The 26,443-nt window shown below is 67.2% G+C and carries 22 protein-coding genes; 13 read left to right on the top strand and 9 right to left on the bottom strand.

Going from position 1 to position 26,443, the window contains the following annotated elements; translation table 11 throughout:
* Positions 1-28: 28 nt before the first annotated feature.
* The 3 genes from CR156_RS16005 to CR156_RS16020 all read left to right on the top strand — a co-directional run bounded on the left by CR156_RS16005 (position 29) and on the right by CR156_RS16020 (position 3,183).
* Positions 29-733 (top strand): VIT1/CCC1 transporter family protein, encoded by a 705-nt coding sequence (locus CR156_RS16005; protein ID WP_089236851.1) that lies wholly within the window; start codon positions 29-31, stop codon positions 731-733.
* Positions 730-1,554: a helix-turn-helix transcriptional regulator gene (locus CR156_RS16010; RefSeq protein ID WP_100462601.1), complete on the top strand. Its 825-nt coding sequence runs from the start codon at positions 730-732 to the stop codon at positions 1,552-1,554. Before CR156_RS16005 ends, CR156_RS16010 begins: the two co-directional genes overlap by 4 nt.
* Positions 1,555-2,208: 654 nt before the next feature.
* A complete protein-coding gene (locus CR156_RS16020; protein WP_100553542.1) occupies positions 2,209-3,183 on the top strand; it encodes an MBL fold metallo-hydrolase in 975 nt (324 codons plus the stop codon).
* A 118-nt stretch (positions 3,184-3,301) separates the two neighbouring features.
* Here the strand turns inward: CR156_RS16020 and yihA are convergent, their stop codons facing one another.
* On the bottom strand, positions 3,302-3,904 hold the full coding sequence (gene yihA, locus CR156_RS16025; RefSeq protein WP_100462756.1) for a ribosome biogenesis GTP-binding protein YihA/YsxC: 603 nt from the start codon (positions 3,902-3,904) through the stop codon (positions 3,302-3,304).
* A 155-nt stretch (positions 3,905-4,059) separates the two neighbouring features.
* Between yihA and CR156_RS16030 the strand changes: the two genes are divergently transcribed.
* From CR156_RS16030 to CR156_RS16045, 4 genes are all read left to right on the top strand, one after another.
* Positions 4,060-4,857: a c-type cytochrome gene (locus CR156_RS16030; RefSeq protein ID WP_099820952.1), complete on the top strand. Its 798-nt coding sequence runs from the start codon at positions 4,060-4,062 to the stop codon at positions 4,855-4,857.
* A 106-nt stretch (positions 4,858-4,963) separates the two neighbouring features.
* Complete coding sequence (locus CR156_RS16035) at positions 4,964-5,614, top strand: thiol:disulfide interchange protein DsbA/DsbL (protein ID WP_100553543.1); 651 nt, start codon at positions 4,964-4,966, stop codon at positions 5,612-5,614.
* Between the two features lie 106 nt (positions 5,615-5,720).
* Entirely contained in the window at positions 5,721-6,536 is an 816-nt protein-coding gene (locus CR156_RS16040) for a thiol:disulfide interchange protein DsbA/DsbL (RefSeq protein ID WP_100553544.1), read from the top strand.
* A gap of 22 nt (positions 6,537-6,558) precedes the next feature.
* Complete coding sequence (locus CR156_RS16045; protein WP_089236863.1) at positions 6,559-7,326, top strand: endonuclease/exonuclease/phosphatase family protein; 768 nt, start codon at positions 6,559-6,561, stop codon at positions 7,324-7,326.
* Between the two features lie 115 nt (positions 7,327-7,441).
* On the opposite strand, the gene CR156_RS16050 is transcribed toward CR156_RS16045, so the two are convergent.
* Complete coding sequence (locus tag CR156_RS16050) at positions 7,442-8,317, bottom strand: EamA family transporter (RefSeq protein WP_089236864.1); 876 nt, start codon at positions 8,315-8,317, stop codon at positions 7,442-7,444.
* Positions 8,318-8,389: 72 nt separating this feature from the next.
* Between CR156_RS16050 and CR156_RS16055 the strand changes: the two genes are divergently transcribed.
* The 3 genes from CR156_RS16055 to fhuE all read left to right on the top strand — a co-directional run bounded on the left by CR156_RS16055 (position 8,390) and on the right by fhuE (position 11,843).
* Entirely contained in the window at positions 8,390-8,872 is a 483-nt protein-coding gene (locus CR156_RS16055) for an Lrp/AsnC family transcriptional regulator (RefSeq protein ID WP_100553545.1), read from the top strand.
* A gap of 86 nt (positions 8,873-8,958) precedes the next feature.
* The gene (locus CR156_RS16060; protein ID WP_100553546.1) at positions 8,959-9,525 is read left to right on the top strand and encodes a M23 family metallopeptidase; all 567 of its coding nucleotides are present in this window, start codon (positions 8,959-8,961) and stop codon (positions 9,523-9,525) included.
* Positions 9,526-9,707: 182 nt separating this feature from the next.
* Positions 9,708-11,843: a ferric-rhodotorulic acid/ferric-coprogen receptor FhuE gene (gene fhuE / locus CR156_RS16065; protein ID WP_100553547.1), complete on the top strand. Its 2,136-nt coding sequence runs from the start codon at positions 9,708-9,710 to the stop codon at positions 11,841-11,843.
* Positions 11,844-11,990: 147 nt separating this feature from the next.
* Here fhuE and CR156_RS16070 read toward each other — a convergent pair whose 3' ends face one another.
* Entirely contained in the window at positions 11,991-14,789 is a 2,799-nt protein-coding gene (locus CR156_RS16070) for a TonB-dependent receptor (RefSeq protein ID WP_409349573.1), read from the bottom strand.
* A gap of 323 nt (positions 14,790-15,112) precedes the next feature.
* The gene (locus tag CR156_RS16075; RefSeq protein ID WP_100553549.1) at positions 15,113-15,520 is read right to left on the bottom strand and encodes an ExbD/TolR family protein; all 408 of its coding nucleotides are present in this window, start codon (positions 15,518-15,520) and stop codon (positions 15,113-15,115) included.
* A gap of 151 nt (positions 15,521-15,671) precedes the next feature.
* Between CR156_RS16075 and CR156_RS16080 the strand changes: the two genes are divergently transcribed.
* Both CR156_RS16080 and CR156_RS16085 read left to right on the top strand, forming a co-directional pair.
* Positions 15,672-17,657 (top strand): transglycosylase SLT domain-containing protein, encoded by a 1,986-nt coding sequence (locus tag CR156_RS16080; RefSeq protein WP_100553550.1) that lies wholly within the window; start codon positions 15,672-15,674, stop codon positions 17,655-17,657.
* Positions 17,658-17,751: 94 nt separating this feature from the next.
* The gene (locus tag CR156_RS16085; protein WP_100553551.1) at positions 17,752-18,972 is read left to right on the top strand and encodes a multifunctional CCA addition/repair protein; all 1,221 of its coding nucleotides are present in this window, start codon (positions 17,752-17,754) and stop codon (positions 18,970-18,972) included.
* 43 nt (positions 18,973-19,015) lie between these two features.
* Here CR156_RS16085 and CR156_RS16090 read toward each other — a convergent pair whose 3' ends face one another.
* The 3 genes from CR156_RS16090 to CR156_RS16100 are packed head-to-tail and all read right to left on the bottom strand — an operon-like array spanning position 19,016 to position 20,880.
* Positions 19,016-19,450 carry an SseB family protein gene (locus tag CR156_RS16090; RefSeq protein ID WP_049467432.1) on the bottom strand — a complete coding sequence of 145 codons (435 nt, stop codon included), beginning with the start codon at positions 19,448-19,450 and terminating at the stop codon, positions 19,016-19,018.
* Between the two features lie 50 nt (positions 19,451-19,500).
* Positions 19,501-19,836, bottom strand: a complete 336-nt coding sequence (locus tag CR156_RS16095; RefSeq protein ID WP_100553552.1) for a hypothetical protein — start codon at positions 19,834-19,836, stop codon at positions 19,501-19,503.
* Positions 19,837-19,839: 3 nt separating this feature from the next.
* Positions 19,840-20,880, bottom strand: coding sequence for a S41 family peptidase (locus tag CR156_RS16100; RefSeq protein ID WP_100554207.1), 1,041 nt, complete (start codon positions 20,878-20,880; stop codon positions 19,840-19,842).
* Positions 20,881-21,252: 372 nt separating this feature from the next.
* Here CR156_RS16100 and CR156_RS16105 point away from each other — a divergent pair, with 372 nt between their 5' ends.
* Positions 21,253-21,675, top strand: a complete 423-nt coding sequence (locus CR156_RS16105) for a hypothetical protein (RefSeq protein ID WP_100553553.1) — start codon at positions 21,253-21,255, stop codon at positions 21,673-21,675.
* A gap of 190 nt (positions 21,676-21,865) precedes the next feature.
* Here the strand turns inward: CR156_RS16105 and CR156_RS16110 are convergent, their stop codons facing one another.
* Positions 21,866-25,000, bottom strand: coding sequence for an autotransporter family protein (locus CR156_RS16110; RefSeq protein ID WP_100553554.1), 3,135 nt, complete (start codon positions 24,998-25,000; stop codon positions 21,866-21,868).
* A 375-nt stretch (positions 25,001-25,375) separates the two neighbouring features.
* Complete coding sequence (locus CR156_RS16115) at positions 25,376-26,443, bottom strand: acyltransferase family protein (protein ID WP_100553555.1); 1,068 nt, start codon at positions 26,441-26,443, stop codon at positions 25,376-25,378.

A 26,443-nucleotide genomic window follows, 5' to 3' on the forward strand; every position in this document is an offset into this window, starting at 1 on the left:
CCCTCTTGACCCTCGTACACTCAGGGTCATGAGCCGCCATTCACGACATCCTGAACTGCATCGCGCCGATCGCGTCGGCTGGCTGCGTGCCGCCGTGCTGGGCGCCAACGATGGCATCGTCTCGGTGGCCGGCCTGGTGGTCGGTGTGGCCGCCAGCGGCGCCTCGGCCAGCACGATCCTGGCCACCGGTGTGGCCGGTACCGTGGCCGGTGCGATGTCGATGGCCGCCGGCGAGTATGTGTCGGTGCAGACCCAGGCCGATACCGAGAATGCCGATCTGGCGATGGAGAAGCGCGAGCTGCACGAAGACCCGCACAGCGAACTGGACGAGCTGACCGCGATCTATCGCCACCGCGGCCTGGAGCCGGCGCTGGCCCGCCAGGTCGCCGAGCAGCTGACCGCCCACGACGCGCTGGGCGCCCATGCGCGCGACGAACTGGGCATCACCGAGGAACTGCGCGCGCGACCGTTGCAGGCCGCACTGGCTTCGGCCGGCGCCTTCACCTGTGGTGCTGCCCTGCCGGTGCTGACCGCACTGCTGGCACCAGTACAGAACGTCGCCACCGCCACCACGGTAAGCACGCTGGCCGGCCTGTGCCTGACCGGCGCGATGGCGGCACGTGCCGGTGGCGCGTCACCGACGCGAGGTGCCCTGCGCGTGATGTTCTGGGGTGCGCTGGCGATGGCGGCTGCAGCTGCGGTCGGCCGCCTGCTGGGCGCGCACGTCGTATGACCGGCATGCCCCCCACCGCCACCGCCCTGCTGGCGGAGATGGCCAGCCTGGCCGGCTGCCAACGCGCCGAAGGCTACGCCTGCATCACCGCCCGCCGCGAGCATGGCGCCAGTTCGGTGGAGATACCGCAGCCGCAGTTCGCGATCCTGCTGGAAGGCCGCAAGCAGGTGCGTACCGCACACCAGTCACTGACCTTCGTCCCGGGCGACATCCTGCTGATCACCCAGCGCTGCCGCATCGACGTGGTCAACACACCCGACCCGCAGACCGGCCGCTACCTCAGCGCGATCGTGCCGCTGTGCACGGAAGTGCTGGCGGCGGCGCGCACGCTGTGGAGCGAAGCCTTGCCGACGGCCGGACCGGCGCTGGCACGGCAGGCGTTGAGCGATCACGCCACGGCGCTGCGCAGCTGGCGGCAGTCGTTGCAGGATGGCCGCTACAGCGAAGCACGGCTGGCGCTGGCCACGCTGGTGCTGGCGTGGTGCCGGCAGGGCCACGGCAACCTGTTGTTGCCGCACGCACCGACGCTGGGCGAACAGATCCGCGACCGCATCGCCGCCGAACCGGCACGTGACTGGCAGTCACGCGACGTTGAAGCACACTTCGCGCTGAGTGGCGCGACCCTGCGCCGGCGGTTGGCGGCTGAGGCCACCAGCCTGCGCCAGCTGCTGACTGAAGCGCGCCTGGCCCACGGCATGCAGTTGCTGTACACCACCGATCTGCCGCTGAAGACCGTGGCAGCGCGCGCGGGGTATCGCTCTGCAGCGAGCTTCAGCAAGCGCTTCGCCGAGCAGTACGGGCTGGCTCCCACCGATATTTGAGGGTTGTTCGGCAGGGCTGCGCCCTGCACCCGCAGAAGCAACGGCAACAGCCGAAGCAACAGCAACAGCGTGCATTCCGTGGGATGGCGGGGCGGTGTCGGAGTGCGGGGACGCCGCAAGTACGTCCCTGTAGGCTTGGCAGCCGCATCCATGCGGCTGACACCCCGCACTCCGACACCGCCCCACCCCTGACAGTTTCCCGGTGACCCAGTAGATCCACGCCATGCGTGGATGATTTCCTCCAATTCCATTCGATTCATTTCGATGATTCCGAATTGAATTCGAAGAGCATCCACCCATGGCGTGGATCCAAGGTCGACACCCACCAAGAGCAGGTCATGCCATTCCAACAGATCGCGGGAATCTGTCGAAGGCGGGGTGGGTCCGGTTGCGGGGGTGTCCGCGGCATGGATGCCGCGGCCAAGCCCCCATGGATGGGTTTACGGCGTCCCCCGCAACCGGACCCACCCCGCCATCCCACAGGAAACCCGGCTTTTGACGTTGACGTTGATGTTGATTCGGCGGGTGCAGGGCGCAGCCCTGCCGATAACCCCCCTTTGAGCATTCCGCGCAGTGGTTTGAGCGCCGCACGCACGCGCAACGCGGCACGCTGTGCGCACCGGGCCTGCCCATCACTCATCGAGAAGAACCGCCATGACCCTGCGCCACCTGCCGCTGCGCGCCGCCCTGCTGCTGGCCCTGTCCTCCCTGCCGCTGGCCGCGCTGGCCGAGGCCACCTCGCCCGCTCCCACCCAGCAGGTGCCGGGTGTGCAACACCAGCGCATCGGTGCGCTGCAGGTCACCGCCCTGTTCGACGGCGTGGTCGCGCTCGGCCGGCAGGAAGTGGTCGATGTGCCGCCAACGCTGGTCAGCCGCCTGCTCGAAGGCCGCTACGTGCCCGAAGACAAGAACGGCCTGCAGACCGCGATCAACGCCTTCCTGGTGCGCCAGGGCAAGCACCTGACCCTGGTCGATGCCGGCACCGCGCAGTGCTTCGGCCCTGACCAGGGCCAGGTGCTGGGCAACCTGCGCGCGGCAGGTGTGGACCCGGCCGAGATCGATGAGGTGCTGCTGACCCACGCCCATCCCGATCACCTGTGCGGCATCCTCGATGCCCACGGCAAGCCGGCCTATCCGAATGCGACGGTGTGGTTGTCCAAGGCCGATGCCCGCTACTGGCTCGACCCGGCCAGCGAAGCCACGGCGCCGCAAGGCGTACGCTTCGCCTTCGCGCTGGCACGCAATGCGGTGGCGCCGTACCAGGCGGCCGGTCGCCTGCAAACCTTCCAGCCTGGCGACGCCCTGCCGGGCCACGCGGTGGCGATGGATACCCACGGCCACACGCCGGGGCATGTGTCCTATCGCTTCGACAGCCAGGGCCAGTCACTGCTGGTGTGGGGCGACGTGCTGCATTTCCATGCAGTGCAGTTCGCGCACCCGGAAGCGGCATTCGAGGCCGATTCGGACCGCAAGGCGGCTACGGCCAGCCGTCGCAGCGTGTTGCAGGAAGCCACCGCCAAGGGCTGGTGGGTCGCCGGCGCGCACCTGCCCTTCCCCGGGCTGGGTCACGTGCGCAGCGAAGGCAAGGCCTATGCGTGGGTACCGGCGGAGTTCTCGCCGTTGAAATGACGCCGTGTAGAGCCGAGCCCATGCTCGGCCATCAGGGTCTCGCCGCGCTACGCGCGGCAGCCGAGCGTGGGCTCGGCTCTACAAAAGTGTCGCCGGGCAAGGCCCGGCGCCCTGTTTCTTATTCCAGCCCCAGCCAGCCGCCGATGATGCCGCGGGCTTCATCCACGCCGGTACGGGCGGCGCCGGAGAACACCTGCACGCTCACCGTATCGCCGAACGACGAATGAAGTTCCTTGCGCACTTTCTGCAGGGTCTGCATCTGCTGGCTGCGGCTCAGCTTGTCGGCCTTGGTCAGCAGCGCATGCGCCGGCAGGCCACGCTGCACGGCGTAGGCCAGCATCTGCCGGTCGTAGTCCTTCAGCGGATGGCGGATGTCCATCACCACCACCAGGCCCTTCAAGGCCTCGCGGGTGCGGAAGTAGCGGTCGATGAAGGCCTGCCAGTGCGCCTGCAGGTCCAGCGGCACCTTGGCGTAGCCGTAACCGGGCAGATCGACCAGATGGGCGTCCGGGGTGACCTGGAAGAACACCAGCTGCTGGGTCCGGCCAGGCGTCTTGGAGACCCGGGCCAGGCTGTTCTGGCGGGTCAGCGCGTTGAGCGCGCTGGACTTGCCGGCGTTGGAGCGACCCGCAAAGGCCACTTCGGACCCTTCATCGGGCGGCAGCTGCCCCATGTTGTGGGCAGAGAGGTGGTATTGGGCGCGTTCGATGAGCAATGACATGCGCATAGGATCGCATGTTGCGGCGCCGCGCGCCCGGCCCGCGGGCCTCCTGCGGGAAAATGCTGCACTGCTGCGTTGACCGTGTACGGAAACGGCGTTGATAATCCGGGCGATGCCGGCCGCCGCCGCCCGGCCGGTCCATACGGAGCTTCAGCATGCGCCACGCTCGCGTTCTTGCCGTATCCGCCCTTGCTACTGCCGTTGTTGCCGCTGCTGCCTTTGCGCAGACCACGCTGACCCCGCTGCCCGACAACGGCCCGATCAGGACCGCCTCGCTCGAGGTGGATTTCAGCAAGACCACCTGGGGCGATGCCAAGGCCGGCCAGACCAAAGCCACCGCGTGTGCCGCCTGCCATGGTGCCGATGGCAATTCCACGGTGGAGATGTATCCCAGCATCGCCGGCCAGAGCGAGCGCTACGTCGCCCAGCAGATGGCCCTGATCGCCAACGGCCAGCGCAGTTCCGGCGCTGCTGTGGCGATGGTGCCCTTCGTGCAGAACCTCACCCCGCAGGACATGCGCGATATCGGCGCGTTCTTCGCCACCCAGAAGGCCAACGCCGGCATCGCCGACGACACGCTGGTGGCCGAGGGCCCGTACAAGGGCATGAAGTTCTACCAGATCGGCCAGCAGCTCTACCGCGGCGGCGACGCCCAGCGCGGGCTGCCGGCCTGCATGGCCTGTCATGGCCCCAGCGGTGCCGGCAACCCGGGCCCGGCCTACCCGCACATCGGCGGCCAGCACGCCAGCTATGTCGCCCGGCGCCTGCAGGAATACCAGGCCGGGCAGACCAACGAGACCGACAAGGCGCACTTCCAGATCATGGCCACGGTGGCGCAGAAGCTGACCGAGCAGGAGGTACAGGCCCTTTCCAGCTACCTGCAGGGCCTGCACAACAAGGCCGACGACCTCGCCGCCGAGGGCGCTTCGACGCGACCGGCTGCCGCCCCCTGACCGCCACTGGTCGGCGCGGGTCGCCACGACGGCCCGCCGCTGCGGTATGTTTCCTTCACGCCGGCGGCTGCGCCGGCGTTGTCATTTTCAACGGAGATGCGTGTCGATGAGGTTGATTCCCCGCCTTCTGCTGTCCCTGCTGGTGCTGCTGCCGTTGGCGGCCTGCGCCGCCACCCCCGCCAACGCCCCGCTGGTCGAAGGCAAAGACTACGAGCGCATCGCCCAGCCTGGCCCGTTCCAACCGCTGGCCGGCAAGATCGAAGTGGTCGAGGTGTTCGGCTACACCTGCCCGCACTGCGCCCATTTCGAACCGCAGTTGGCCGCCTGGGCCGCCAAGCTGCCGGCCGACGTGCGCTTCACCCCGGTCCCGGCCGCCTTCGGCGGTGCCTGGGATTCCTGGGCCCTGGCCTACTACGCCGCCGACGAAGTGGGCGTGGCCAAGCGCAGCCACGCCGCCGTGTTCAAGGCTCTGCACGAAGACGGCACGCTGCCGATGCAGAACGTCTCGGCCGATGAGCTCGCCAGCTTCTACAAGGCCTACGGCGTGACCCCGGAGCGCTACACGCAGGCCCTGCGCGGCGAGGCGGTACAGAAGAAGGTCGATGCCGCCCGTGCCTTCGCCCAGCGCACCCAGGTGCCGGGCACCCCGGCCATCATCATCAATGGCCAGTACCTGGTCCGTGGCAAGAGCTTCGACGACCAGCTGCGCATCGCCTCGGCGCTGATCGCCCAGGCCCGCGCCGCCCGCGGCCGCTGAACCAACACACACCATCGACACGGCGCTGTCGCCGCCGCATGTCATCATTTCCCTCTGGCCGGCGCCTGACGCCGGCCCCACCTTTCCAGATGCTGGAGACGTTTCCATGAAGACCCGTTTCGCCGCCCTCGCCCTCGCAGCGCTGCTGCCGATCCTGGCGGCCTGCAAGGCCGACGATGGCACCGCCAACACCGCCGCCCCGGCAGAACCGGCCGCGACCCCGGCCAGCACCGAACCGGCCGCGCCGGTCGCAGGCAGCGAAGCCGCTGCACCGGCTGCCGAAGGTGACAAGACCGCCGCCAGCACCGCCCCTGCCCCGACCACCGCCGCGCTGACCGGCCCGGCCCCGGTGGAAGGCGCCGACTACCAGCTGATCCCGAACGGCCAGCCGTTCCAGCCGGCCGCCGGCAAGGTCGAAGTGGTCGAGATCTTCGGTTACGTCTGCCCGGCCTGCGCCGCGTTCCAGCCGCTGGTCGGCCCGTGGAAGGCCGGCCTGCCGAGCGATGTGAACTTCGTCTACGTGCCGGCCATGTTCGGCGGCACCTGGGACAACTACGCCCGTGCCTTCTACGCCGCACAGACCCTGGGCGTGCAGGAGAAGACCCACGAAGCGCTGTACTCGGCCATCCACTCGCAGAAGACCCTGAAGGGCGAGCGCGGTGCCGACTCGGTGGATGACATCGCCAAGTTCTACGGTGCCTACGGCGTCGATCCGAAGCAGTTCGCCGCCACCATGGGCAGCTTCGCGGTCAATGCCAAGACCAACTCGGCCAAGCAGTTCGCCCAGCGCAGCCAGATCAGCGGCACCCCGTCGATCATCGTCAACGGCAAGTACCTGGTGAAGGGCAAGAGCTTCCCGGACATGCTGCGCATTGCCGACCACCTGATCGCCCGCGAACGCGGTGCGGCCCAGGCTCACTGATCAAAGAGACGTTTTCCCGGCCGTGACTTCCCCCACAACACGGACCCTGCGTTTGCTGACGGCCAACATCCAGGCCGGCTCAAGTACCCGCCGCTACAGCGACTATGTGACCCGCAGCTGGTCACATGCGCTGCCGGCGGGTCGCAAGCGCAGCAGCCTTGACGCGATTGCCACTTTGGCGCGCGGTCATGACATCGTCGGCCTGCAGGAGGCCGACCCGGGCAGCCTGCGCTCGGGCTTCACCAACCAGACCCATTACCTGGCCCAGCGCGCCGGCTTCAATTACTGGAGCCACCAGCCGAACCGGCGCATGGGCGGCGTTGCCTCCAGTGCCAACGGCCTGCTGAGCAAGCTGGAACCGGTGGAAGTGCAGGACCACGCCCTGCCCGGCCGCATCGGCGGGCGCGGCGTGCTGCTGGCCAAGTTCGGCGATGGTCGCGATGGCCTGGCCGTTGCGGTGGCCCATCTGTCGCTGGGCGCAGGCTCGCGGATGGCCCAGCTCGGTTTCATCGCCGAGCTGTTGTCGGACCATCCCAATGCGGTGCTGATGGGCGACTTCAACTGCCTGGCCGAACGTCCGGAAATGCAGGTGCTGTACCAGAAGACCCGCCTGCAGCCGCCCGGCTGCATCGTGCCGACCTTCCCCAGCTGGCGCCCCGACCGTGCCATCGACCACATCCTGGTCAGCAGCGGTCTGCAGACCCGCAACGTGGAAGCGGTGCCGGCCGCGTTCTCCGACCATCTCGCCCTGGCGATGGCGATCGACGTCCCCGCCGACGCCCTGCGCTAACGCTTCTGGTAGGTGCCAACCTGGGTTGGCACGCTGATCCGGTGGGTGCGGACAGCTGCTCGTGTGGGTGCGGACCGTTGGTCCGCACGCTCTCTCCGCCGGGCATCGCCCGGCGCTACCCCGCCTGCGCCACCGGCACCTTCAACCGCCTTGCCGTCATCGTGCTGCCCACCGAGGCCAGCACCGTGCAGCCGATCGCCAGCCACTGCAGTCCATGCAGGTGCTCGTGCAGCAGCAGCATCGCCCACAGCGCGGCCACCGCCGGTTCCATGCTGATCAGGATCCCGAAGGTCTCCTTCGGCAGGCGCTTGAGCGCCATCATCTCCAGTGACATCGGGATCGCGCTGGATACCAGCGCCACCACCAGCCCGGCCAGCAGGATCTTCGGCTCCAGCAACGCCGCCCCCGCATGCACTACGCCCACCGGTACCACCACCAGCGACGCGGCCAGCAGCCCCAGTGACACCGAATGCCCGGCATGCAGGTGGCCGGCGCGCTTGCCGAACACGATGTACAGGCCCCAGCAGGCCGCCGCGCCCATGGCGTACAGCACGCCCACCGGGTCCAGTGCCGGGCCGCCGCCGATCGGCAGCAGCAACAGCAGCCCTACGGCCGCGCAGCCCACCCAGAGGAAATCGATCGGCCGCCGCGACGACAACATCGCCACCGTCAACGGGCCAGTGAATTCGATGGCCACCGCAATGCCGAACGGGATCGTGCGCAAGGCCATGTAGAACAACAGGTTCATCAGGCCCAGGGTGAGGCCGTAGCGCAGGATGGTGATCGCATCCACGCGGCTGGTCTTCCAACGCCATGGCCGCCAGAACAGCAGCAGCAACAGCGCCGAGAAGCCCACGCGCAGCGCGCTGGTGCCCTGCGCACCGATCAACGGGAACAGCTGCTTGGCGTAGGAGGTACCGATGGCCAGTGCGGTGACCGAGCCGAGCACCGCCAGCGCCGGCAACATCGGCGCGATTCGAGAAGTCTGCATGCCGCCAGTCTATTGCGCCGGCGGCGAGCACTTGGCTCAATTGACGGCCCGTCCGTGCAACTTCTGCTCACCATGGCCACCGCCCCCGTGCTGGACAGCTTCGACCGCGCCATCCTCGCCCTGCTGCAGCAGGACAACACCCTGCCGCAGCGGCAGATCGCCGAAGCCGTGCACCTGTCGACCCCGGCCGTGCAGCGGCGGATCAAGCGCCTGCAGGACAGCGGCGTGATCGCCGCCAATGTGGCGGTGATCGATGCCACGAAGATCGGCCGGCCGCTGACCATCATCGTCGAGGTGCGCGTGGTCAGCGAACAGCGCGAGAAGGTCGCCCCGTTCCGCCGCCGCGTGCAGGACGACCCTGCCGTGCAGCAGTGCTACTCGATCACCGGCGACGGCGACTTCCTGCTCCTGCTCTCGGCGGCATCGATGGAAGAGTACGAGGCGATCACCGAGCGCTTGTTCGGTGCGGATGACAACATCGAGCGCTTCCGCACGTCGGTGGCGCTGGGCACGTTGAAACGTGGCTTCGACGTACCGTTGGTAGCGCTTCTGTAGAGTCGAGCCATGCTCGACTGCTTTTCCCTCGCGTATCCCCAAGAACCGAAGCAGTCGAGCATGGCTCGACTCTACGTTCGGAGACCATGAATACATCGCACTCGCCCGCCCATCGCCTGCGCCGCTGGCTCCTGCGTGGCGCCATCCTGCTGATTTTGGTCATCGCGGCGATGGCCTTCTGGAACAGCCCATGGGCCGCCGCACCGAAGATGCTGTGGACGCTCTCGCGCATGCCGCCGGCCACGCAGCTGCCGGTGCCGGTGGAAGGCGTCCGCCCGCGCCAGATCGCCGATACCTTCGGAGCACCACGCGGGCGCGACCGCACGCACGCGGGCATCGACATCTTCGGCAAGCGCGGCACGCCGGTGCGCAGCGCTACCCCCGGCGTCATCGCCGACATCCGCGACAGCGGCCTCGGTGGCCGCCAGGTCTGGGTCATCGGCCCGGGACGCGAGCGCTATTACTACGCGCACCTGGAAGACTGGGCCGATGGCCTGGCGCGCGGACAGGTAGTGCAACCCGGCGACCTGCTCGGCCATGTCGGCGACAGCGGCAACGCCAAGGGCACGCCGCCCCATCTGCATTGGGGCATCTACGGCGCCGATGGTGCCCGCGACCCACTGCCGCTGCTGCAGGGGCAAGACATCCGCTGACTGCGGCGCGGGCCTCGCCTTGGATCCGCCCGTTCATTATTTGTAAATAGGAATAGTTCGTATTACCATTTCTTTCTTTCGTTTCCGGTGGTGCCAGGACGGCCTGCCCGCCCTTCCCCTACCCGTAGCGCCTCGCCTCCTGGATGCCGGCCGAACGCGCGTGCCCGTCCAGGAATCCCCCGATGATCCGTCCCGCCTTCCGTCCCCTGCAGCCGCAGCGGCTGTCCGCCGCCGTGTTCGCCGCACTCTGCGTGGCCGCCGCCCCGGCTGCCTTCGCCGAAACCGCCGCCGATCCGACCACCCTCGACAAGGTCGTGGTGAAGGGCGAGCGCGCCGAAGGCTATTCGGTGCGCCGCACCTCGGCCGGTACCCGCTTCGACCTGGCGCCGCGCGAAATCCCGCAGTCGGTCAGCATCATCAGCCACCAGCGCATCGAAGATCAGAAGCTGGATGACATCATCGACGTGCTGGGCAACACCACCGGCGTGACCAGCACGCAGTCGGACAGCGAGCGCACCGAGTTCTACGCGCGCGGCTTCTACATCGACAGCTACCAGTTCGATGGCCTGCCCACGCAGATGGTGCAGAACTGGAGCTACGGCGACTCCGGACTGGACCTAGCCCTGTACGACCGCGTGGAAGTGGTGCGCGGCGCCACCGGCCTGCTCAGTGGCGCCGGCAATCCGTCGGCATCGGTGAACCTGATCCGCAAGCACGCCGACAGCGCTGAGTTGACCGGCAGCGTGTCGGTGAACGTCGGCAGCTGGGGCCGCACCCGCACCACCGTGGACGTGGGCAGCGCGCTCAACGCCAGCGGCACTGTGCGCGGCCGTGTGATCGGCAGCTACCTGGACACCGACGCGCAGATGGACCGCTACAACCAGCGCAAGACGCTCGGCTATGCGGTGATCGATGCCGACCTGACCCCCGATACCCAGCTCAGCGTGGGCTACGACTACCAGCACAAGAAGGCCAGCGGCGCGACCTGGGGCGGCTTCCCCATGTGGTACGCGGACGGTAGTTCAACCCACTACCCGACGTCGTTCAACCCCTCGCCGGACTGGACCTACTGGGACACCACCAGCAAGCGCGCCTTCGCCACCCTGCAACACGCGTTCGGCAATGGCTGGAAGTTCAAGATCGGCGCCACGCATGATCGCACCCAGGCCGATGACAAGCTGTTCTATCCGTCCTACACCGCCTTCGACAAGACAACCGGCGCGGGCGTAACGCCGATGGCTGGCTTCTACAACACCGAGCGCAAGGTCGATGGCATCGACGGCTACATCGATGGTCCGTTCCAGCTGTTCGGTCGCGAGCACCAGTTCATGGCCGGCCTGAGCTACAACAAGCGCGAGTTCGCCAACTACGGCGATTTCCAGATGGGCGGCCCGGGCTGGAACCCGTTCGATACCTACCTCAACTGGACCGGCAACATCCCCCAGCCGAACTGGAATCCACTGGCACTGGCCAGCGAAGGCACCATCACCCAGAAGGCCGGCTACGTGGCCGCGCGGCTGTCACTGGCTGATCCGCTGAAGCTGATCGTCGGTGCGCGCTACACCGACTGGAAGAGCGAAGACGAAGGCAATGATCGCTCGCACAAGGTCACCACGCCGTACGCCGGCCTGGTCTACGACATCAACGACACCTACTCGGCGTACACCAGCTACACCGAAATCTTCCAGCCGCAGACGCTGCGCAACAAGCAGGGCAGCTACCTGGATCCGGTCGATGGCAAGAGCTACGAAGTGGGCGTCAAGGGTGCCTGGTTCGACAACCGCCTGAATGCCTCGCTGGCCGTGTTCCGCATCGAGCAGGACAACGTCGGCCAGGCCACCATGGACAAGGTGGACGGGCAGCAGAATGAAACGGCCTATGTCGCCGCACGCGGCACGGTCAGCCGTGGCTTCGAGTTCGAGTTGAACGGCGAACTGGCACCGGGCTGGAATGCCACGTTCGGTGCGTCGCGCTACGTGGCCAAGGACATCAACGACGCCGACATCAACACCAACCTGCCGCAGACCGCGCTGAAGCTGTTCACCAGCTACACCCCGCAGTCGCTGCAGGAACTGACCGTCGGTGGTGGTGCCAACTGGCAGAACCGCATCTACTACGCGGCGCCGGTGGTGGGTCGTTTCGAACAGGAAGGCTATGCGCTGGTCAGTGCGTTCGTGCGCTACCGCATCTCGCCGGAATTCAGCGTGCAGGCCAACCTCAACAACCTGCTGGACAAGAAGTACTACTCGCAGATCACCGGCTACGGTGCGTATGGCGATGGTCGCAACGGTTCGCTGACCTTCACCTGGTCGTTCTGAGCAGGCGCGGGGCACGATCGCCCCGCACCTGTAGAGCCGAGCCCATGCTCGGCTGCCTTTCGCAACGTTGTGGGCGATCGATCCGAGCATGGGCTCGGCTCTACATCCACATGGGGACGCCGGGCTGAGCCCGGCGCCGTCCCTTCATCAGAACCGCAGGTCCGCGCGCAGGTACCAGTAGCGGCCACGCGGAATGTCGTAGGTCGAGGCGTCATAGCCGTTCAACGAGCACGACAGGCAGATCGGCGGATCCTTGTCGAACACGTTGTTCAGGCCGGCCGTCAGCTGCAGCCCCTTCATCCAGTCGATCTTGTAGCCCACCTGCGCGTCATGGAAGGTGGTGGCCGACAGCGTGTTGGTGCCGGCGGCCTGGTTGCTGCACACCGGGAATGCCACGGCGTCACCGCAGTCTTCGGTCAGTTCGGAAATGTGGCGTACCGTCCAGTTGGCACTCCAGTTGTCCAGCGTCCACCCGATGCTGGCGTTGCTGGTCCATTCCGGAATCGAACTGTCAGCCACTTCCACGCCGGGCTTCTGCGGCTGCCGCTGGCCGGCCGCACCGGTGGCCTCATAGCGACCGACGAACGTGTTCTTCCATCCCAGCTTGAACTGGCCAATCGAACTCTGCGGCAGGGTCCAGAACAGGTCCACATCCCAGCCGTCGGTCTTGATCGAACCCAGGTTGGTCAGGCGGTTGTTGAAGCTGCTGACCGCACCGGTGCTGGCACGGGTGATGCCGTCGCAGTAGATCGGGTCCAGCGTATCCACGCACAGGTCCAGCTGGGTCTGCGCGTTGATCGCCTGGATCGCGCCATCGATGTTGTGGCGATAGAAGGTCACTTCCACGTCGAAGCGCTCCGACCACGTCGCATCGTTGCCGAACCAGGGGCTCCACACGAAGCCGGCACTGAAGCTGCGCGACCGCTCCGGTTCCAGCTCGCGGTTGCCGCCGGTGGTCACCGAGATCTGCGAGTTGGCCTGCTGGAAGCCGGTCGGCACGCCCAGCGAGGCACAGTTGGCCGCACTGCCGCGCGGCGGTGTGCCACCCAGGCCCACCGAGCAGGGATCGAACAACTGCAGGTCGGCGCGCGCAGCCGAACCGTACAGCTCACCGATCGACGGTGCGCGGAAGCCTTCGGCATAGGTGGTACGCAGCACGAAGTCATCGGTCACCTGCCAGCGCAGGCCGTACTTGGGCGTGAACTCACCGCCGAAGGTCGAGTAATCCGAGTAGCGGCCGGCCAGGCTCAGGTCCAGCTTCTTGCCCAGTGCCGAGTCGGCGAAGATCGGCACGCTCAGCTCCAGGTACGCTTCGTTGACGTCGTAGGAACCGGACGTCGGCTGCGACGGTACGCCGTTGTAGTGGCCGATCACCGTCAGCGGGTCAGGCTGGTACGAGCCTTTGTACTTGCGGTGTTCGAGGCCGGTGGCGAAGGACACCGGACCGGCCGGCAGGGTGAACAGATCGCTGGACAGGTTGGCGGTGAACAGGCTCAGTTCGTTCTGGCTGCGGTCGCGCACCACCGGCTGGATCCAGCGCAGCATGTCCGGGGTGATCGAGCCTGCGCCACCGAAAATGTTCAGCGGCACGCAGCCCGGCGTGGCCGCGCACACCGCCGGATCGCCCAGCGCCATGTTGACGTTGTAGATGTTGTAGCTGCCGTAGTTGGTCTGCTCGGCCTTGTTCTTGCTGTACATGCCGTTGACGTCCCAGTACCAGCTGCGGTCGGCCGCCTGGAAGTTGCCGACCAGGCCGGTGGCGAAGTACGTGGTATCCACCTGCTGCTCGAACACGCGCGCGCCACCTTCCACCGGGCGGCGACCGATCAGGCTCATGTTGCCCGATGACACCAGGTCGAAGCCGAACGGGTTGTACGGGTTCAGTGCCGAGACCACGATGTTGTCGGCCAGCGGATTGCCGGTGGCGCCATCGGGGCCGAAGAACAGCGGCTCCGGGCCGGCCTGGTTGGTCGACTCGCGGCGGTTGCCCAGTGCCTTGACGTACCACTGCACGTTGTCGGTGATGTCGAAACGGAACTGGCCAAACAGGCCCTTACGCTCCGATGGCGTCAGCACCATGTTGTATTCGGCGAAGTTGAAGCGGTCGGCGCTGGTGAAGCAGTGGTAGTCGTCGGTGCGGTTGCAGCCGGCGCTGCCGTCGTAACGCGGGCTGCTCACGCCGGTGTTGGGCACGATGTCCTGTTCGGCACCGGTGTTGGGATCGACGAAGGCAAAGCGCCCCTGCGGAATGCCGCCGCTGCCGAAGGCCAGGCCGGTGCCGGGGATCGGGAAGCGCGACTGCTCGCGGTCTTTCGCATACACCGGGTCCTGCTTGGTCCAGCTTGCCCCCAGGAACAGGCTGTAACGGTCGCCACTCTTGCCCCAGGCCAGGTCCACGCCCTTCTGCGTGCCATCGCCCTTGCCGTACTGGCCATAGTTCAACGTCACCTGGCCGCCATCGAAGTCGCGGCGGGTGATGATGTTGACCACACCCGCGATGGCATCGGAGCCATACAGCGACGACGCACCGTCCTCCAGCACCTCGATGCGCTCAACGATCGCCAGCGGAATGGTGTTGAGGTCGGTGGCCGAACCCACGCCCGAGGCCGAGGATTCGTTGACCCAGCGGATGCCATCGACCAGCACCAGTACACGCTTGGCACCCAGATGACGCAGGTCCACCTGCGCCGAACCCGCGCCGACGCCACTGCCGTCGGGCGGGAAGCCGAAGTTGCCCGACGAATTGAATTTGGCATTGAGCGCCGAGCCCGATCCGGTGAGCTGCTGCAGCACTTCACCGATCGAAGTCAGACCGGTGCGTTCAATATCGGCGCGATTGAGGGTCTGGACCGGCACCTGGCCTTCCACTTCAGCGCGCTTGATGCGGGTGCCGGTGACCTCGACGCGATCCAGGTCGGTGGTGGTCGATTGGGCGGCAACACCCATCGGTGCCAGGGCGGTCACGCACAGCGCGACGGCAACCGCCAAGGGGCGGTGGTGCAGGTAATTCATTCGCTCTCTCTCCAAAGGAATGTCGGGACATGGACTGCCGCGCTCCCCCCTGCATGGCGGCAGCGTCTCCTTTGTAAACAAGCGGTAAAGATCGCGGCGTGATGCCCGACACTCTTTCACGCAGATTTGACGATTCTGAAAGCAGATAACGTCATTTCGCTGCGTATTCACCGAAGGCCGCGCTGACCAACGGTGCCTTTGTAAGCGCCCCTGCGCGAGTGCGGCCCTCCATCAGGAAGGCCGCACCGGTGACTCGCTCACTGCACGAACGCGATGCGTTCCATGCCGGTGGCCTCGGCGGCGGCCAGGATCTTGGCCATGCCGTCGTACTCGGCCGACGGATCGGTGCTGATGCGCAGCTCCGGCAGGTTGCCGGCATGTTCGCTGGCCTGCGCCTGCAGGCGCGACTGCAGATCGCCGATGGCCATCGGCAGCCCGTCCCAGCTCAACTGGCTGGACGCATCCAGGCGCAGCTCGATCGGCGGCGGTGGCTCGGGGCGATCCACCACGCGATCGGTGGCCTGCGGCAGCTGCACGTTGATCGGCCGCGACAACATCGGCGCGGTCACGATGAAGATGATCAACAACACCAGCATCACATCCACCAGTGGCGTGACGTTGATGTCCGCCAGTGGGCCGCTTCTTCCTGCGCTACTGAATGCCATGTGCCGCTCCCTGCAGCAGGGCCGGTCGCCCCAGCCCAAACCTACGCCGGGCAGCCGCCCTCGCGGCAGTGCGGATCACATCATCATTCAGCTGTCGTTGTCCTCTGCTGCCGTGTACGCAATGAGAAACTGAATTCAGCCACTGCCCGCTATGCTGGTCGCCATGACCCGACGATCTTCGACCGCCCTGTCCCTGCTCCCGCTGGCCACCACGCTGCTGATCGGCTGCGCGAGTGCCCAGTCCCTCGATGCCCAGAACGCCCAGTTGAAGGCCGCCATCGCGGCCGCCGAACGGGGCCAGTTCGATCCCGGCCAGGCCGCTGCGCTCAGCCGCCATCCAGCGTATGGCTGGCTGGAATTCGCCAATCTGCGGCGCAACATCGACACCGTGGATACGGCGCAGGCACAGGCCTTCCTCAAGCGCTACCAGGGCCAGGCCGTGGCCAACAGCTTCCGCAGCGCCTGGCTGCCCTCTGTGGCGCGCCGGCAGGACTGGCCGACGCTGCTGGCCAACTGGGTGCCGACCGACAACCTCGGCCTGCGTTGTGCGCAGCTGACGGCGCGCCAAGCCACCGGCAAGGTGGACCCGCAGTGGATTGGCGAGGCACAGGATCTGTGGCGCAAGAACGGCAAGTCGCTTCCCGACGCCTGCGACGCCGTGTTTGCCGTGCTGCAGGCGCAGGGTGGCATGAGCGATGCCCTGCGCTGGGAGCGCATCGATGCCGCTGCCGATGCCCAGCAGCCGGCGGTGATGCGTTCGGCCGCACGTGGCCTGCAGGCGGGCGACCTCGCGCTGGCCAACACCTATGCCGCCTTCGTCGACAAGCCCAATGCCAGTGCCCTGAACTGGCCGCGCAACGAGCGCAGCCGGCGCATCGCCACCGATGGCCTGGCCAAGCTGGCCAAGGCCGACCCGGACGCCACCGAACAGCAGCTGCCGCAGTACGCGCAGGCGTTGGGCCTGAGCGCCGAACAGCAGGGTCAGGTGCGTTACCAGATCGCCCTGTGGACGGTGGCGTCCTACCTGCCCGACTCTGCCCGCCGCTTGAATGCCGTACCCGATGCGGCCTACGACGAACGCCTGCACGAATGGCGCGCACGCGAAGCGATGTCGCGCGGCGATTGGCCGGCGACGTTGGCAGCGATCCGCAAGATGGGCCCGACCCAGCGCAACGATTCGCGCTGGCGCTATTTCGAAGGCCGCATGCTGGAAAAGACCGGCCAGGCACAGCAGGCGCAGCCGCTGTTCCGCGAAGCCGCACGCGCGCCTACCTTCCATGGCTTCCTGGCGGCGGACAAGCTGCAGCAGCCCTACACCCTGTGCCCGTGGAAGCCCAACGACAGCGCGCAGGCGCAGGCCGTGGTGGCCCGCGATCCGGCCATCCAGCGCGCGATGGCGCTTTACCAGATCGACCGCGCCGGCTGGGCGGTGGCCGAATGGAACAACGCACTGTCGCGCTTCGATGACACCCAGCGTCGCCTCGCGGTGCGCGTGGCGCAGGACAACGGCTGGTTCGACCGCGCGGTGTTCTCGCTCGGCAAGCAGAAGCAGGAGCAGCGCCTGTACGACCTGCGCTTCCCGCTGCACCACGACGCCACGATCCGTCGCGAGTCGGCGCGCAATGCGCTGGACCCGGCCTGGGTGGCCGCTGAGATCCGTGCGGAAAGCGTGTTCAGCCCGCGCGCGCGTTCGCCTGCCAACGCCATGGGCCTGATGCAGGTGCTGCCGGCGACCGGTGCTGGTGTTGCCAGGTCCATCGGCCTGACCGGCTACGGCGGCGCTGACAGCCTGTACGACCCGGACACCAACATCGCCATCGGTACCGCGTACCTGCGGCAGTTGATGAACAAGTACGAGGGCCTGCCCTACGTGACCATCGCCGCGTACAACGCGGGCCCGACGCCGACCGCGCGATGGCAGACCCAGCGCCCGGGCTTCGATCCGGACCTGTGGATCGAGACCATCAGCTACAAGGAAACGCGCGAGTACGTTGCCCGCGTGCTGGCCTTCAGCGTGATCTACGACTGGCGACTCAATGGCGACGCACTGCCGCTGAGCGACCGCCTGATGGGCCGCCTGGTGGACAAGCGCAAGAGCTTCACCTGCGCCGCCGACGCCGACCAGGGCGGCGATTGATCGCACGAAGACGGTAGCGCCGGGCCATGCCCGGCGGACGCCGCGATGTATCCCGCCGGGCATGGCCCGGCGCTACCGTGCCATCATCCCCCACATGAAGATCTATCTTGTCGGCGGCGCCGTGCGCGACCGCCTGTTGCAGCGCCCTGCCGGCGACCGTGACTGGGTCGTCGTCGGCGCCACGCCCGCGCAGATGGAAGCGCAGGGCTTTACCGCCGTGGGCCGCGATTTCCCCGTCTTCCTGCACCCGAAGACCGGCGAGGAGTACGCGCTGGCGCGCACCGAACGCAAATCCGGTCGTGGCTACCGCGGCTTCGTGGTCGATGCCGATCCGGCGGTGACGCTGGAAGAAGACCTGCAGCGCCGCGACTTCACCATCAACGCCATCGCCTGCGATGAAGACAGCGGCGCGCTGGTCGATCCCTATGGCGGCGCGCGCGACATCGAGCAGCGCGTGCTGCGCCATGTCGGTCCCGCCTTCGTCGAAGACCCGCTGCGCGTGCTGCGCGCGGCGCGCTTCATGGCCCGCTTCGCCTCGCTCGGCTTCACCGTCGCGCCGGAAACCATGGAACTGATGCGCGAGATTGCCGCCAGCGGCGAGCTCGACGCACTGGTGCCGGAACGTGTGTGGCAGGAACTGCGCAAGGCACTGGTGTGTGAGCGCCCGTCCGCGTTCCTGCGCACCCTGCACGACGCGCACGCGCTGGGCCCGATACTGCCGGAACTCGAAGCGTTGTACGGCGTGCCGCAGCGCGCGGAATTCCATCCGGAAGTCGATACCGGCATCCACCAGGAAATGGTCAGCGACATGGCCGCGAAACTCGCACCCGGTGATGATCTGGTCGGCTTCGCCGCACTCACCCACGACCTCGGCAAGGGCCTGACCCCGCCCGAGGAATGGCCGCGCCACATCATGCACGAACAGCGCGGCATCAAGCCGCTGAAAGCACTGTGCGCGCGCCTGAAGATTCCGACCGAGCACCAGCATTTGGCCGAGGCCGTCTGTCGCGAGCACTTGAACGTGCATCGCATCGACGAACTGCGCGATGCCACCGTGCTGGAACTGTTGGGCCGCTGCGATGCACTGCGTCGACCGGAACGGGTGGCCCGCATCGCGCTGTGCTGCGAGGCCGACAAGCGCGGCCGGCTGGGTTACGAGGACAGCGACTACCCGCAGGGCGAAACGCTGAAGCGCCTGCACCGGGCAGCGCTGTCAGTGCAGGCGCGTGACCTGGACACCACGCACCTGAAGGGGCCGGCCATTGGCGAGGCGCTGGCCAAGGCGCGTGTACGGGCGATCGCCGCCGCCCGCTGAAGCATCTGGTAGTGCCGGCCGCTGGCCGGCAACCACAGCTTTATCAGTGCGCCATTCCACGCGTGATCGCCGCAGCACGTTCCTTCAGCTGCGCCACCGCGTCGGGGATCATCTCCATGCCCACGTCCAGGCCCGGGTTCAGCACCAGGCCGACGCCCTCGCCGATGCCCGACAGCAGCGCATGCACCGCGATGGGCATGGCATGGGCGAACTGCGGCAGCTGCTCGTGCCAGATTTCCGCGCGCTCGGGCGCAGTGAACACCGCGAACATCGGCTCGCCGCCTTCGCTGGTCAGCACCAGCGGCGAAATGCTCTCGTCCCAGGCGCCATCTTCACCGATGGCCTTGTCCAGCAGCACGAACACCGGCGCGGTCAGCAGGCCGTCGAGGAACTGCGAGGCCGTGAGGGTTCCATCCTGGGCCTGCAACAGGCGCACTTCCAGATCGTTGGCGGGTTCGAACGGCGTTTCGTGGTCCATGGTCGGTTCCGGTACGTGATTGCTGGCTGCAACTTTAGCAGGCCGCGTCCTCAACCACCGTGCCCTTGCCGCCACATCCACCCTGCCACTGCCAGCCCGGCCACCACCACCAGCATCACCGGCAGGCCGAAGCGGTGTCGCCACGGGATCGGCACCCCGCCCAGCTGCTGGTCCATGCTTTCGGTATCCAGCACCCAGCCGTGTTCGCAGCCGGTGCAGGCCAGCTCGTAACGACGCTGGTAGACGAAGCCGAACAGCAGGTCGATGCGCGCCATCTTGTAGCGCAGCTGCGGGGCAAATTCGGTTTCAGCCTGGCAGCGCAGGCAGTGGTGCGCTTCGGTGGGGCCGACAATCAGCACCCGTTCGTGTTGGCCAATCAGCAGCATGGTTCAGCCTTTCCTGCAGGCGGGCTGGGCCAGCAGCCAGGCTTCGGCCGTATCCACCGTGGCGGCATCGCCGACGGTGGCCTGGTCCGGTGCGATCTTCCGCCCGTCGCCATTTCCATTGCGATCGCGCATGACGCTGGTGGTCAGCACCAGCGCGCTGCCGTCCACCAGCCGGCGCACCACGTTGGCAGTCGATACGCCCGCCGTGGGCTGGCCGAAACTGCGGGTCTGCGCGCGGCCGCGGAACGCCAGAACGGTCGCCTCACCGGAACTGGCGGTGCGCGGGCCGGTCAAGACTGCCACCGGTGCGCCAACAAGGCTGGGTAGATAGCCGGGCTGGCCGAAATCCAGACGCGTCGCCTCGCCCATGCGCACGCCACTGGCGGTGGTCTGCCACCGTACCGGACCGTCGGCGGTCTCGAATGATCCCACGTCCTCGATGCCCATCGCCGAGGTGCGCAGCAGCGGCGCAACGCCCAGCAGCATCGGCCACATGTTGCCGCCGGTGTTGTCGCGCAGGTCGACGATCCAGCCACAGCGAGACGTGCTGTCCTTTTCACGGATGATGTTCTGCCAACGCACCGCACGCTGGATGTTCTGCTGCTGCAGCTGCTGCGGCGGCGCACTGGGGTCGGCCGCATAGCCCTCGATCAGCACCTGGCCGATACGCGGGTCACGTTGGTGCGTGGCGTCGCTTTCGCTGCGGGCGACGGCGCTGGCATTTTCCTTGGCGAAGCGCTGCACACGTTGCTGCTGTCGTTGCGGAGTCATCCAGGTGCCGTGACCGCCTGAACTGCGGCCGATGGCTTCGGCCAGCACGGTCCGAACCTTGGCGGAATCGCCCTGCGCGTCCTTCAACCGCGTGCGCGTGGCTGGCCAGTCGACCCTGCTTCGGTACAGCGCCTCGCGTTCGAGCATGTCCAGCAGCTGTGCCTGCGCGGCGGGTGATGGGATCTCGATGGTGTCGGCCGCAGTGGCAGCGGTCGCTGCCAGCAGCGCGGCGATCAAGGCGGCTCGTGCCGGCAGTCCCTTGCTGTTTCGCATCGACATCTCCCTGTCGTTGGATGAAGGCGAAGCATAACGCCTCGGCCGTCGCGCGACGTGTCGCATCAGGCACATCAGGATCGGGCTGCGATTTACAACTTTGCCCATGTCGGCGCGGCGGCAAACGCGCGAAGGTCGCTGTGCCAGCGCCACCTGCGCTGGCCGGGATTGGCGTCCCGAATCAATGAGCAAAGATGACCGATTGCCTCGCTGCAGGCACTCGCGACAATGCACCACCTGCCGGTCCATGGCGGGCGGTGCGTGGGGACCCTTGGGTCCGTCGGCTTCTTCTTTGCTCTTGACCGGCACGCCAACCCGCACCGCCCGCCACCTTGCATCCCGCAGGTGGCCTTGCCTTATGAGGTTGTTGCCATGACAACGCTCTACCCCACCTATCCGCGCCTGCACACATTGCTGGGCGATGCACTGCCCGACCTGCAGCTGTCCAACGCGACTGCCGAGGCGTTGGAAGACGCGCTGACCGAAGCCGAGGAAGCCGCTCCCACGCCGGCCTTTTTCAAGCGGTTACGCGACGTCACGCGCTGCCACGCCGCCGACGGCGAGCCGTGGACGGAACTGCGCATCACGCCGGCGCGTGCCCGCGATCTGGCCTGCACCACGCGCTGCCTGCTGGCGTTGTCGGCATTGGGTGGCGTGTTGCTGGCGACACAGACCGCGCGTGAACTGGACGACGCGGAGGCGCAATGCCCGCCGCTGACAGAGGAAGGGTTGCTGCATGCGGTGCAGCTGCTGGCCGATCACGCAGGTACGTTGCTGGGTCGATCGCCGTTGTGATGCAGGTGTGTGGGAATTGATTGACTGCTGCCAAGGCGTGCCGACCAAGGTCGACACCTACCAGGGCGGGTCATGACGCCGGTGAGATTCGTGTCGACCAAGGTCGACACCTACCAGAGCGGGTCATGGCGTCGGTTGGATTTGTGCCGACCGAGGTCGGCACCCACCAAAGCAGCCAAAGTGGCGGGCGTCACCAATCCGCGCGCAGGCCGATGTTGCCTTCGATGATGCGGCGCTTGCCGTTGTCGCTGCCACCCACCTCGCGGGTGTAATCGGCCACGGCATATGCGCTGATCGTGCGGTTGAAGCGCCCGACCACGCCGACACCGGCTTCCAGTGCGCGTGACCGCTGCGAATTGATGATCGCATCGCTGTCGAACAGGATGCGGTCCTCGCCCGAACGGCCGTGCCAGTAATTCAACTTGAAATATGGCTGCCAGCCGTTGTCAGCCAGTTGGTAATCACCCGCCAGGCGCAGGCCGACGCGGCCGGTCCAGGCGTTGTCGTTGTCGAAGGAAACGGTGGACACCAGATCGCGCTGGTCATCCAGCGAACTGCGCTGCCAGATCACCTGTAGTTGCGGCTCCAACCACCACGATGACTGCCCGACCTGCAGCAGTGGTTTGCCCGCTTCCAGCGACAGCGTGGTGCCATCGCCCTTGAGGTCGATGCCCAGCCCGCGCGACGAACGCGTGCGGCCGTCGTAGCGGCTCTGCATCGCCACCGCGTCGATGTAGCCGCCACTGCTGTCAGTCAACGTCCAGTACAGGCCTACGTGCTTGTCGTCCAACCGGCTCTGGCCGACCAGCACGTTGTCCCAGCCCACGGCCAGGCCGGTGATCCTGCCATCGGCGCGGGTGCGGCCGACGAACACGCCGATCTGGTTGCGATGGTTGTCGGCGGCAGCGGCCCATACGTCCAGGCCCGCCTGCACGCCCATCACGTCGCCATCGAAGCCGGGCCGTGCATCGCCCTTCCAGTGGATCTCGCTGCTCTGCCCCACCAGCCGCCCCCACGCGGTCCGGAACGCGCCCTGGCTGTACAGCAGGCGCTGTTCGCCCTGGCGCTCGTGGAAGGTACCCAGGCTGGCCAGCGAGGTCTCACGCAGCAGCGGGGGCACCACGGCGTAGGCAGCGGTCTCCAGGCGGTACAGCGGCACCAGGCCGTTCTCGTCCGGCGCGGCGGGTGTTGCTCCCGCACTGGGCGGCGGCGCACCGGTGCCGGGCAGGCTGCCCCCGGCCACCGGCACGTCCGGCACCGGTGGATCGCTGGGCGGCGCCACGGGCGGCGGTTCCGGCGGCGGCGGCGGTGGCGCGGTCTCACCGGCGGTCAGGTTCGGATCGATGGCACCTTCCGGTGGCGGTGGTGGTGCCGGGGGAATCGGCGGCGGCGGTGCGACCGGCGGTGTCGGCGGCGGCGGTGGAACCACTTCGCCGCCACCGTTCGGCGCGGGGGCCGGCCCGGCCGCAACTGTCGAACGCAGATACCAGTTCTCACCGGTACCGGCGCTGACGCCGCCCTTGAACAGGAAATACTCGTAGGCGCCGGCCGAGACCGGTGCGAACAACGAGAACGCACCGGGCGCCGTGGTGGCACCGTTCAGTGCCTGCACCACCAGGATGCCATCGACCAGCGTGGCTGCCCCGCTGCCGCCCGCGTTGAGGATGCCGATGCCGGTGCTGCCGGTGGCCGTGCCGCCATCGATCACCAGCCGGTCGCTGGTGGCGTTGTCCGCCGCCAGCACGGTACGCAGGTACAGCCCGCCGCCATCGCCACGGTAGTTGCCGCGCACGGTAAATACATCGCCCGGCGCGGAGCCGGTCAGATCGATGCGCCCGGCGTTGACCACATTGACCAACGCGCTGCCGCTGAATGGACGCACTGCATGCGTCCCGCTGCCTGCATAGATCGTGCTGGTGTCATCCAGGGTGAGTGAACCAGTACCGCTGACACTGTCACCGAGCACCAGATCACCATCGAAGGTGAGCTCGGTGCTGCTGGCCAGGCTGATCGCTTCCCAGTTCTGGAAACGCGCGACGCCGCTGCCTTTGACGTTGCTGAAGCTGAGACGATCATTGCCGCTGCCGCCGTCGAACAGCGGCACCGCGCCGATGTTGCCCTGGTTGAGGTTGCTCAGCGTGGCCACGTCGTCATCGGGGCCTGCGTCGATGGCGCCGTACACGATGCCGCCGCCGTTCCAGTTGAAGGTGTCGTTGCCGGTGCTCAACAGCACCTGGCCACGCACGGTGCCATCGGTGATGGTCACGCTGTCATTGCCGCCGCTGACACTGATGTTGCCGCCGATATAGGCGGTGCCGGAGATGATGATGGTGTCGGTGTCGAAGCCGGTAACCACGTTGCCGTCGACGGTGCCGCCGGACATGTCCCACAGGTTCTTGTCCAGCTTCATGTTGACGCGGCCAATGCGGCCGCCGGTCATCCACGCCTGGTCGCCGTCTTCGAACGCGCCGACGATGCGGCCGCCGCTCATGCGGAAGGTATCGATGTTGTCGCCCTGCTGCAGGGCACCGATGGTGCCGCCGGTCATGACGAAATCATCGCGGCCACTGCCCTGCGTCACCAGTCCGGTGATGGTGCCGCCGTTGACGGTCAGCTGGTCATCACCGCTGCCCTGGTCGAGGCTGTCGAGCGTGCCGCCGTTGAGCAGCAGCACGTCGTTGCCGTCGCCCTGCTGCACGGCGCCGGTGATGCTGCCGGCCAGCATCTGCAGGCGATCGTTGCCGGCACCGAACTGCACGCCGCCGGTGCCGCCGCTGATGGTGCCGCGGTTGACTACGCTGCTGTCGCCTGCACCTTTGAAGGCGATGCCCCAGCCAGCGGCAGCACCGATCTGGCCGTCGTTGACCACGCCGCTGCCCCCCTGCAGATACAGCGCGTACCCCTGTGCCGAGGAAATGCTGCCACTGGCGGCATTGTTGACCGTCACCATCGCATCGGCATTGATGCCACCGGCGGTGCCGCTGCCGACGGTGCCGCTGGCGGCGATGCTGCCCTGGTTGTTGATGGTGCCGCCGGCCGTAGGGGCGACGTAGAGGGCGTTGGCGTTGCTGGTACTCAACTGCGCACCGCTCTGTACATTCACGATAACGCCGCTGGCTCCAGCACCAAGGGTGACCGGCGTTGCATCGGGGTTGGGCGCGGCCGCGCTGCAGGTAACGGTCTGCCCGGCGACGGGGGCGGGGGCATCACATCCCGCCCAGACTGCCGGGGCGGCCAGGGCGAGCAGCGACGGCGCCGCCAGGATCTGTAGCAGGGAAACGGTCAAACGGCGCCGGCGGAACCCGGGCGGGACGACATGGAACATACGGCACTCCTGGGTCGTGGGATCAGGAACTGCGGAGGCTATGTACGGCGCTGCTGACGCAGTCTGCCCTGCCATGAATGGTTTCGATAGGTGAAATTGCAGGCAAGCGGTCACGTTTTTGATGTGAAATCGGGAAGTGCTCACGCGGCCCGCATATCGATGAATGCGTTCACCATCATTGCCCCGCCAAGAGCATCCACGCATGGCGTGGATCTACTGCAATCCTGGCCCAGTAGATCCACGCCATGCGTGGATGACCCCGCAAACCCAACAGCCCAGCAGATCCACGCCATGCATGTATGACCCCGCAGGCCCCACCAGCCCGGTAGATCCACGCCATGCGTGGATGGGCCGTTCGCTACGACCTTTGCGCGCTCAGATCTTCAGATAAATGCGACGTCGGTCCAGCCACCACGCCACGCCCCACCACAGCGCAACGAACACCAACGCCTGCAGCATCGAGGCCAGCTCCAGCGCCTGCGGCATCGCCACGGCCAGTTGCTGCCAGACCCATCCCCAGGCGCCGGTCGCCAGCAATATCACCGACATCACCGAAGCCCCCAGATAGGCGGTGATCGCATTGACGCCGAAGCGCCGGCCCAACGCCGGCCACCCCTTGCGGTCGATCAGCACGTGACCCAGCCACAACGCCAGCGCGGCCAGGCCCCCGGTCCACAGCACGTAGCTGGGCGTCCACAGCTGCTTGTTGAGCGGCAACACCGTCGTCAGCAGCAGGCCGAGCACGGCGGTGATCGCACCCAGCGCAGCCAATGCACCGGCGCGGCCACTGCGCAGCAGGCCGCCGGCCAGCAGGCCCAGCACGGTGCTGGCCAACGCGCCGAGGCTGCTCAGCAATCCTTCCGGGTCATGGCCCAGACCGGTATCGGCCTGCCATTGGTAGATCCATGGCGCGAACAAGGTGGTATCCAGACGGCTGGCCGGGTTGGTCCAGGGCGCAAGGTCACCCACGCCCAGCAGCAGCGCGGTGTAGCCGACCAGCAACGCGACCAGCACGGCCGCCTGCACGCGCGGACGCGCATACACCGCCAGCACGCCCACCACTGCCGCGCACAGTGCGATGCGCTGCAGCACACCCCATATGCGGAAGTGGTGCGTATGCAGTGCCCACCACACCAGCAGGTGCAGCAGCACGCCGGCAATGGCGATGCGCAGTGCGCGTTCCAGCACGCCACGTGCAAGTGCCGGCCATGCCCCTGGATCCAGCGCGCGCGGTGCGACGCTGAACGCCATCGACACACCCACCAGGAACAGGAAGAACGGGAACACCAGGTCGGTCGGTGTGCAGCCGTGCCATTCGGAATGGCGCAGCGGTGCAAACACCGCACTCCAGTCACCGGGGTTGTTGACCAGCAGCATCGCCGCCACGGTCATGCCGCGCAGGGCGTCGATCGAGCCCAACCGGCGTGGCGGCGTGCTGCTCAT

Origin of the sequence: Stenotrophomonas lactitubi, assembly GCF_002803515.1 — a bacterium.
GTDB lineage: Bacteria > Pseudomonadota > Gammaproteobacteria > Xanthomonadales > Xanthomonadaceae > Stenotrophomonas > Stenotrophomonas lactitubi.